The sequence below is a fragment of the uncultured Methanofollis sp. genome (assembly GCF_937919355.1).
Classification (GTDB): Archaea; Halobacteriota; Methanomicrobia; order Methanomicrobiales; family Methanofollaceae; genus Methanofollis.
Genome location: NZ_CALFSA010000037.1, coordinates 22,430 through 29,848, shown reverse-complemented (window position 1 = coordinate 29,848; position 7,419 = coordinate 22,430). Strand labels below are relative to the sequence as shown.

Here is a 7,419-nt window from a genome sequence, read left to right as displayed (position 1 = left end):
CCGAGCGTCCGACGGCGGCGTACTCTCACGGAGAATACAGAAATCCCGCCCGACAAAAAAAAAGTGTGGCTTTACTCCTCGTACTTCCCCTTCACGCCTTCCCATCCCGTGTAGCCGCAGTAGATGCAACCGACACCGTCGCACCGTCCGCAGCGTTTTGCAGGCCGTCGCACAAGCACCCTGCCGGTGCGGTCGCAGTTGGTGCACCCGAGACCACCGCAGTGGTTGCAGACGACCTCCTCATAGATATCTTCAGCCATACCTCACAATTTTTTGTTGTGAAGGGGATTAATCCTTCGAAAGAGGTGATCCACAGGAATTTATCCTTTCACATGCCACGCAGGGCATGCACGAGTACGGCCGCCAGGTAGTCCACCTCGTCTTCGGTCTGGGCATCGCATCCATCCTCCTCGTACCTGTGCCCGGCCTTGCCGTATTCATCTACGCGTCGGGACTTCTTGGCGGCCTCATGCTCATCGAGGCACTCCTGCGCGGCTGGTATGTCCCCGGCATCACCGAGATCATCGGCGCCCTTGAGAGAGAGAACGTCTTCCCGGGAAAAGGCACGGTCTACTTTGTTGCAAGCGCCCTCTTCTGCTCGGTGGCCTTCACACCGCAGGTCGCCTTCGTCGCCGTCCTCTCGCTGACCGTCCTCGACTCGGTTGCCACCCTCGCCGGCCTCCGTTTCGGGAAGCACCGGATCATCAACGGAAAAACCCTCGAAGGTTCGAGTGCAGGTTTTTTCGCACTCTTCTTCGTCCTCCTGCCGGTGCTGTCGCTTCCCGCCGCATTCGTTGTCGCCGCCATCGCAACTCTTGCCGAACTCCTCTCCCCTATCGACGACAACCTTGTCATACCCCTTGTGGCAGGGTGTGTCCTAACGCTCCTCCCCTGAACATCCGGGCGGCGTGCCTGACCCCTGCATCCTCCTGTACCCCCTCTCCGGCACCGTCATCTCAAACCTCGCGCCTGCCCCTCCCCCACCAGTCTCGGAGATCCCGATCCCGGTGAGGTCGAGGATCTCCTTTGCAAGAAATAGGCCATATCCCGTGTTCTTTCCATAACCGGCCAGAAAGATCTTGTCCCTGATATCCCTGGCAATGCCGGTGCCGTTGTCCTCGACGGTGATGACGCCCTGCTTCCCGATCTCACAGAAAGACACCCTGATCTCGGTCACCCGTTCACCGTGCCTGAGAGCATTTTCAAAAATATTAAAGAGCACTTTTTCAAACATAGGGTCAGCGTAGACTTCGACATCCCCCGTCTCGACGGTGATGGATACCTTTCTCGTACCCAGAGACAGATTGGCAGACGCTTTTCTCACCATATCTCCAACATTCTGCCATGTCGGGGCATTCACACCCATGCTCTCATAATCACGCGTAAAGACAACCTGACGCTGAACCCTGCCGATCAGATCGCTGCAGACACGGAGATAATTCCTGACTACAGGTTCTCCGTCGCCGACTGCACGATTGATCAGGGTCATGTACCCCTGCAATGCCGTCGTCTGGTTGAGCAGGTCGTGGCGGGTGATGCTGTTCAGGAGGTTGAGTTTTTTGTTTGCCTTCTTCAGGGCCTCCTGATATCCGCGGATCTCGGAGATGTCCTGACAGATACCGCTCAGGCGTGCAGGACGACCGGCATCGTCTCTCTCGACCACAGTCCCCCTGGCCTGGAGCAGCACGGTACGGCCCATATCGCCCGTGAGATGTACCTCCTTTACAAAGATGGGAGACACCCCCTTCAGTGCGGCAACAACAGCCTCTTTTACAGGGACATAATCTGCCTCAGAGACCAGCGTGCCGATCGCCCGTGCGTCTGCCTCCTGGCAATCAGGTGGATAACCGAGCATGGCGGCAAGGTGCCGGTTGAATGCGACTTTCCCTGTAGGGACGTCCCACTCCCATGTACCGAGTTTCACTCCCTCGACGACCTGTTCCAGTCTTTCCCTGCTCTTGTTGAGTGCCTGCTCCGCCTCCTTGCGACTGGTGATGTCTCGTGAGATGGTGGAGAACCCCATAATTGTCCCGTCTTCGTCACGGATCGGGGATATTGTAACGGCAAGAACGATCTCTTTCCCGTCCTTCCTCACCCTGACCGTCTCAAAGGAGTTCTTATGGCCGGCTCTGGTGATCTCTCGTATTGCATCCATGAACTCTTCGCGGCGCTCAGGGGGGGCGAGCATGGAGACGTGACATCCTGTTACCTCATAACCGGCGTATCCATATATCCGTGTGGCCCCGCGGTTCCAGTCCGTGATGTACCCCTCCACCGTCGTCCCGAAGATCGCATCGTCCGATGATTCGACAATGGCCGCAAGGCGACGTCTGACCTCCTCCGCATTTTTTTCTGCCGTGACGTCACGGAAGACCAGCACCGTACCCAGTACCGTGCCGGTCTTGTCCATGACAGGTGCGGCATTGCTGGCGATCACCCGGTTTACGGCGTCGCGGGAGACAAGGATGGTGTTGTCCGGAGAAAGACCGGGACTATCAGGTCTGGTCACACTCAGGACAGGGTCTATAAGGACACGGGATGTCCTCTCATCAATTATACAGAAGACGTCGGTAAGAGGTCTGCCTATCGCTTCTTCCTCCTGCCACCCGGTCAGGGACTCGGCCATGGTGTTGATGAGTTTCACCCGCCCGTCTGCATTGGTAACGATGACTCCGTCACCGATGGAGTGGAGGGTGACATTTAGCCACTCTTCACTCTCCCTGATGGCCTTCTCGATCTGCACCTGCTGGGTGATATCCCGCATGACACTCTGTGCACCGATCACCGCGCCGTCCCGCAGTATCGGGCCACCGTTGATCTCGCCGTCGATAGAGACTCCATCTTTCCTCTTCACCCTGATCCTGAGCCTGTCAAATTTCTCTCCCTCCCGGAGAGTTTTCCGGAAACAGGTGTCGATTATGCCCCGGTCCTCTTCGGCAACAAACTCGCGGAAGAAATGACCAACAATCTCTCCGATCCCGTATCCGGTGATAGAAGTCATCGAAGGGGAGGCATAGGTGATGACACCTTCCAGATCTGCGGTGGTCACGCCGTCGGCAATCCCCTCGGCAATGATACGGTAACGTGCTTCGGCTTCATGAAGTGCTGATTCAGTCTGCTTTTTCCAGGATATGTCGACTGCAATGCCCTGTGCCCCAAGGATATGACCGGTATCGTCCATGATGGGTGTAAGGTTCAAAAGGACTGGCATTGTTTCCTCTTTCCCTGACAGGGTCAGGACCCGGACCTCAAGGCCCTGCACCCGGGTGTCAGTGCGTACCAGGCGGTCCCATGCCTCCTCTGCGTCTCGCCGGTCATCTGGGAGGATATGGAGATACCATGGTTTCCCCAGTGCCGTATGTTCCGGCAGGTTCAGGGCTTCGAGACCCCTGCGATTGATATAGATAAGATTTCCATTGACGTCTGTTTTGAAGAAGATCTCCGGGAGGTTGTCGACAAGTTCACGGTAATTTTTCTCAGACTTCCGGAGTTCGCACTCCATTCTTCTCCTTCGTACTGCCTGCTGGACCTTGTGGGACAACTCCGTGAACTGGGCTACGGGGTCGCCTCCTTTCTGGAGATAAAAGTCGGCTCCGCTGTTCAGGGCGTCTATGACAACTTTTTCCCGTCCTTTCCCCGTGAATAGGATAAATGGGAGGTCGGGACGGCAGAGACGGACCTCCTTGAGGAAGGTGATCCCGTCCATATCAGGCATATCATAGTCTGAGACGACGGCCTCATACCTGCCTTCCCGGAGTTTATCCAGTGCTTCTGTAACTGTTGTGGCTATGTCAACGCGAAGGTCGCCACTCTCTTCCAGAAACACCCTGCCGATATCGAGGAGGGCAGGTTCGTCGTCTACCAGCAGAAGACTTATCATTGATTTCTCCCGAGAAAACAAGTTGATGAACAGTGATTTTCTCTTTCACCACCGTGCGATATATTTTTTACAGTATATATGGAATTCCATTCTGTCCGGCACCATTCCGTACCTGTCATCGACCCCTGCAGTTTACCCCGCACGATAGACGGGGCACCTTAAGATGTCCTGATATCAATAGTATTCGGAAAGAGAACCGGGGGGAAATGAGAGGATAAACATGGACGCACGGTCATGTGCCCTGAGATGGGGACAGGTCTTCTCCACGCACTCGTCGTCACGGCGCTTCCTTGAGATCGATCTCCTGCGGGGGATCGCCATCGTCATGATGGTGGTCTACCACGTCCTCTTCGACCTCTGGTTCTTCGGGATCGCCGCCGTCGATGTGCTGGGCGGGTTCTGGCGCTACTTCGCCCTTGCCACCGCCACTCTCTTCATCGCCCTCGCCGGTCTCTCCCTCCCGATCAGTTACGAGAGGAGACGGTCGAAGATGAGCGGGCTCTCGCTCCGGGCCGGGTATGCACGGCGCGGCGGGAAGATCTTTCTCTTCGGCATGCTTGCCACCCTTGTCACCTGGCTCTTCCTCGGCGAGGGCTTCATCGTCTTCGGCATTCTCCACCTCATCGGCTTCGCCATCATCACCGCCCCCTTCTTCCTGCGGTTCGGAAGGGGGAACCTCCTCGTCGGCGCCGCGATCATCCTTGCCGCCGTGCCTTTCAGCCAGATCGCCGGGCCGTACTGGCTCATACCCCTCGGCATCCACCCGGCCGATTTTTACAGCGTCGACTATGTCCCCCTTGTCCCCTGGCTCGGCGTGGCCCTCATCGGCATGGCCATCGGTTTCGTCCTCTATCCCGGGGGGAGACGCCGGTTCAGCGTCCCGGCGATGGGGGGGAAGTGCGTGGACGCCCTCTGCGTGATGGGCAGGAACTCGCTTGCGGTCTACCTCCTCCACCAGCCGGTGATCGTGGCGGTCCTCCTCCTCGTCATGGCCGCGACCGGGTGAAGGAAGGAACGGGTCCTGAGAAAAGATCAGACCAGGGGTTCGGGGTCCCGCCCGCCCGCCGCGGGCAGCGCCTTCCCGCTGACCAGCACCTGCCTGTCCGTCTCCTGGAGTTTTGCGAGCACCACCCTCTTGCCTGAGGGGGTCATCGCAAAGACCGGCACCGCCGTGCCTGCCTGGAGGAGGGCGCGGGGCCCGGCCTCCTCCCGGACTGCGGCCGAGGCGCAGGCCGTCACCAGGTCGGCGACGGCCGCAAGGCGCCGCGCCTCCTCTCCAGAGACGCCGGTCGTGTGGACGGCGATGATCAGGGCGTCCGGGTGTGCGGCCCGCACTGCTTCCGCATCGTCCGCGGTCGCAACCGTGACTGCCGCCGGAGAGAGGCCGAGGTCGCGGGCGAGTGCCGCACCGGCGGGCATGTCGATCCGCGCCGTCGCCGGGTCGAGCACGCGGCCGCCGAGGTCTTCGATCCTCCTGATCACCTGCGGTATCGGGGAGGTCGCGATGATCCCGGAGACCCGGCCGCCGATGCCCTGCACCAGGTCGGGCGCGGTGACGACCACTGTGCCGGCGCCGTCGCAGACGATGACAGCCGAGCGCACAAGCCCGTTCCTGAGGGCCGACGAGATCAACTCGGACGCCCCGAAGAGAACGAAGTCGGATCTGTCGGTCACCTGGCGGTCGGGCGTGCACATGCCGAAGGCCCGCATCCTCTCCTCGATATTCGCCCTGATCGCCCCTTCCGTCATCTCGTGGACAGGGCAGGAGAACTTCTCCGCAAGAGGGCAGGAGCGGATCAGGGGTCGCCCGACCTCGACGACCCTGCCGTCCCGCACCACGACCCTCGTCTTCCCGATCGCCTCAAGGATATGCTCGTCCTTCATGGTTCCTCCGAAAAGAGCGGGACGTCCCTGAAGGCGTCGGCGTCGAAGACCCCCCGCGTCGTCACCCGCAGGTGCGGGATCACGGTGAGGGCCAGGAAGGAGAGGTACATGAAGGGGTGGTCCACCGCCCCCATCGCCTTCGTCTCCGCAGAAAGGCGCTTTAGCGCCTCGCAGACCTCAGGGTAGGGCATTGTCGCCATCAGGCCGCCACAGGCAAGGGGCAGGGTGGTGACCGCACCGCCTCTCACCGCGGTCATCGCGCCTCTGTGCCCGACGACCTCCCTGATCGCCCTGATGATATCGGCGTCGGTGACACCGGCGGCGATGACATTGTGGGCATCGTGAGAGACGCTTGTTGCGATCGCCCCGTCCTTCAGGCCGAGGCCGTGGACCAGGCCGACACCGCACCCCGTGCCGCGGTAACGGTCGCAGACGACGACCTTGAGGATGTCCCTCTCCAGGTCAGGGACGTCTGTCACCTCCAGGGAGAGGGACTCGGTGACGATCTGTCCGGGGACAATACCGATCACATGCGCCCTGCCCGGTCCCCCGACCGCGAGGTCTTCTGGAGCCGGCACAGGGCAGGTGAACCGCGGCCGCGGGCAGAGAGGTTGCCTGAAGCCGGGGTCTTCGTATTTTTTGCCGAGAATATAGGTCTCTTTCACTCTGAAGACCTCGCCCTCCGCGAGGACGCAGAAGTCGGCACGCCGCCCGGGTGCGATCGCACCCCTGTCGTCGAGGTGGAAACGCTCTGCCGCCGTCAGGGTCGCCGCACGGAGGGCGGTCTCCAGGGACACACCGGCTTTCACGAGTTTCCTCACGGCATCGTCGATGTGCCCCGCAGAGACGAGCATGTCGGCGTGGCGGTCGTCTGTCGCCAGGCAGCAGCGTGCCGCCGTGCACGGCGTCAGCAGGGGGGCGAGGGCCGTGATGTTCTGCTCGGTCGAGCCCTCGCGCATCATGATGTACATCCCGAGTTTCAGTTTCTCCTCGGCCTCCGCGCATGCCGTGCACTCGTGGTCGCTCTGGATGCCGGCAAGCACGTAGGCGTTGAGGGGTTTGCCCGAGAGGAGGGGGGCGTGACCGTCCCGCACGGCACAGAGCCCGATCTTCTTCCCGACCTCCGGGTCTCCCGCGAGGACGCCGGGGACGTTCATCACCTCGCCGAGGCCCACGACACCCTCGGCGTCCGCGTATGCCGCAAGGTCGTCGGCAGAGAGTTCGGCCCCGCCGATGTCGAGGGGCGTGGCCGGGACGCAGGACGGGAGAGTGAGGAGGATGGACATCCCCGCCTCTCTCCCTTCGGCGAGCATAAACTCAAGTCCCTCGATACCTGAGACATTCGCGATCTCATGGGGGTCGGCGACGGCCGTCGTCGTGCCGTGGGGGACGACGCACCGGGCGTACTCGCCGGGCACCAGGAGAGAACTCTCGATATGAGCGTGGGCGTCGATGAGGCCGGGGACCACCCGCGCCCCGCCGAGGTCGACGGTCTCCCTCGCCTCGTATTCGCCTGTCCCGACGACGATGCCGTCGGCGACTGCAAAGGAGGTCTCGGCCCAGGAGCAGGAGAAGGGGTTATAGAGGAAAAGATGCGTGAAGAGGCGGTCGGCAGGTTCATGGCCCTGCGCCACCCTGAGAACCCGTCCCATCTC

6 protein-coding genes are annotated in these 7,419 nt (G+C 60.8%); 2 read left to right on the top strand and 4 right to left on the bottom strand.

What is annotated here, in order from left to right; all coding sequences use genetic code 11:
• Positions 1-71: 71 nt before the first annotated feature.
• Positions 72-260: a hypothetical protein gene (locus Q0520_RS02010; RefSeq protein ID WP_298665911.1), complete on the bottom strand. Its 189-nt coding sequence runs from the start codon at positions 258-260 to the stop codon at positions 72-74.
• Positions 261-346: 86 nt separating this feature from the next.
• On the opposite strand from Q0520_RS02010, the gene Q0520_RS02005 reads away from it, so the two are divergent.
• Complete coding sequence (locus tag Q0520_RS02005) at positions 347-895, top strand: diacylglycerol/polyprenol kinase family protein (protein WP_298665909.1); 549 nt, start codon at positions 347-349, stop codon at positions 893-895.
• Here the strand turns inward: Q0520_RS02005 and Q0520_RS02000 are convergent.
• Positions 878-3,880 carry a PAS domain S-box protein gene (locus Q0520_RS02000; protein WP_298665907.1) on the bottom strand — a complete coding sequence of 1,001 codons (3,003 nt, stop codon included), beginning with the start codon at positions 3,878-3,880 and terminating at the stop codon, positions 878-880. The genes Q0520_RS02005 and Q0520_RS02000 overlap by 18 nt on opposite strands.
• Before the next feature lie 220 nt (positions 3,881-4,100).
• Between Q0520_RS02000 and Q0520_RS01995 the strand changes: the two genes are divergently transcribed.
• Positions 4,101-4,886 (top strand): heparan-alpha-glucosaminide N-acetyltransferase, encoded by a 786-nt coding sequence (locus tag Q0520_RS01995; protein ID WP_298665905.1) that lies wholly within the window; start codon positions 4,101-4,103, stop codon positions 4,884-4,886.
• Between the two features lie 26 nt (positions 4,887-4,912).
• Here the strand turns inward: Q0520_RS01995 and Q0520_RS01990 are convergent, their stop codons facing one another.
• Both Q0520_RS01990 and ade read right to left on the bottom strand, forming a co-directional pair.
• Positions 4,913-5,764, bottom strand: a complete 852-nt coding sequence (locus tag Q0520_RS01990; RefSeq protein ID WP_298665903.1) for a methanogenesis marker 8 protein — start codon at positions 5,762-5,764, stop codon at positions 4,913-4,915.
• Positions 5,761-7,416 (bottom strand): adenine deaminase, encoded by a 1,656-nt coding sequence (gene ade / locus Q0520_RS01985; RefSeq protein WP_298665901.1) that lies wholly within the window; start codon positions 7,414-7,416, stop codon positions 5,761-5,763. The genes Q0520_RS01990 and ade overlap by 4 nt, the downstream gene beginning before the upstream one ends.
• Between the last annotated feature and the right edge of the window lie 3 nt (positions 7,417-7,419).

Bases quoted from the DNA above. Each gene is read 5' to 3' on its own strand.
- Q0520_RS02010 (WP_298665911.1), bottom strand. From the start codon at position 260: ATGGCTGAAGATATCTATGAGGAGGTCGTCTGCAACCACTGCGGTGGT.
- Q0520_RS02005 (WP_298665909.1), top strand. From the start codon at position 347: ATGCACGAGTACGGCCGCCAGGTAGTCCACCTCGTCTTCGGTCTGGGC.
- Q0520_RS02000 (WP_298665907.1), bottom strand. From the start codon at position 3,880: ATGATAAGTCTTCTGCTGGTAGACGACGAACCTGCCCTCCTCGATATC.
- Q0520_RS01995 (WP_298665905.1), top strand. From the start codon at position 4,101: ATGGACGCACGGTCATGTGCCCTGAGATGGGGACAGGTCTTCTCCACG.
- Q0520_RS01990 (WP_298665903.1), bottom strand. From the start codon at position 5,764: ATGAAGGACGAGCATATCCTTGAGGCGATCGGGAAGACGAGGGTCGTG.
- ade (WP_298665901.1), bottom strand. From the start codon at position 7,416: ATGGGACGGGTTCTCAGGGTGGCGCAGGGCCATGAACCTGCCGACCGC.